The 1,637-nt window shown below is 70.6% G+C and carries 1 protein-coding gene; it reads right to left on the reverse strand.

From position 1 onward, the window contains the following. Positions 1-1,637: hypothetical protein (locus tag KIH74_RS35580; protein WP_214160861.1), on the reverse strand; the 1,637-nt coding region annotated here is incomplete at both ends.

Below are 1,637 nucleotides of genomic sequence, written 5' to 3' on the forward strand. Positions count from 1 at the left end.
GCCTCGGCCAGCCGCTGCTCCACCGCGTCCCACGACCCGGCCGCGACCCACCCCGGGCCCGCCCCGAACCGCGACCGGGCCCCGCTCCCGGCCAGCGCCAGGTCATCGACCGGGCCGGCCGCCGCGACACCGCGCGGATACAGCGAGGCGCCCAGGGCCTCCAGCACGATCAGGCACTCGACCACACCGGCCTCGGCCGTGGCCCGGGCCAGGATCGCGTCCGCCCGCTCCAGCAACGTCGCGTGCGACAGCACGGCCGGCGCACCCACCGGCAGCCCGTCCAGGAACGCCCCGGAAGGAACCGGCCCGAGATCCGTCACCGAGGCCGGGAGGTGGCGCGGGAAAACCGAAAGGTGGCGCGGAGAAGCCACGATCGCATCCGCACGCACGGGCTCGACGGAAGACGACGGCACCGAGACCGCGACCCGCAGCAGGTGGGCCAGCGGCGGCAGCGGCGATTCCAGGCCCGGCGCACCGTGTTCGGTGTTCGGGGCCGGCACGATCGTCTGCTCACGCACCTGGTCGTACGACGCGAACAGGTTCTCCAGGTTCAGCCGGGCCGTCCCCGGAACCTGCGGTTGCCCGTCGAGCCAGCGCAGCAGCCCTTCGAGTCCGCTCCATTCGGCCTGGGGAGCGAGCGCCTTCAGGGCCGGGAGCTCGGCCAGCCAGTGCGTGACCACCGTCTCCAGCACCGACGGGGTGGCCGGCGTGTTCGCCAGCGCCTCGCGCACCGCCGACGGCACCGACATCGACACCATGGCCATACCGGCGTAGTACGAACTGCTGGACGAGGCGAAGCTCGGCGAGTAGTGCGTCGACACCCAGGCCTGCGAGCGATCGCTCCACATCTGCCAGCCACCCGTGGGCGACGGACGCCACCAGATCCCGTTGTCGTACACGTCCGAACTGGGCGCCGGCGCCGGGCTCTGGTACGACCGGGCCGGGTACTGCGACGTGTCCACCGGATAGCTGCTCGCGTACGAGTCCTCGAAGTACGAAACCCGGTTCCCGCGCGACAGGTTCGGTTCCGGATCCATACTCAGCGAACTCATCTGCGCATCGAGCGAGGAGTAGGCCGACGACGAGCTGTACGCCGGGTATGCCGACGACGAGGAGCTGTACGCCGCGGAGACCGGCGGCGCGGCGGGTGCCGGCATCGTCGCGAGGGAGGTGTCGGTGTTGCGCTGCGCCGAGGTCACGAAGCCCGCGATCTCGTTCCAGTCGTCCTCGAAACCCGCCAGGTCGACGTAGTCATCGCCGTACCGCCGGATCTCACCGACCGCCGCAACCGCGGCCCACCGGCCGCGGTTGGTGTCCATCGTGGTGAAGTAGGTGCGAACACCCATCGCCTCGTACTGGTCGATGTGCACCGCTGTGCTCAGCAGCGCGTTGTCCAGATAGTCGCCGATCGAGACGCGCGAGCTCGCGCCCCTCAGCCCACGGGTCAGGATGCTGGCATCGATGTTCCGGCTCTGCTCGCGCACCATCCGTACGAACTCGGTCCGCACGGCCTGCCGGTTGTCCCGCAAAAAGTCCTGGACCTCGCCGGGCAGGTTCGCCAGCATCGCCTTCAGCGACGTGCGCAGGGCCACCGTCGTGCGGTTCTTGGTCAGGCCTTCCGCCGACGCCGCCGAACT

The sequence above is a fragment of the Kineosporia corallincola genome (assembly GCF_018499875.1).
GTDB classification, from domain to species: Bacteria; Actinomycetota; Actinomycetes; order Actinomycetales; family Kineosporiaceae; genus Kineosporia; species Kineosporia corallincola.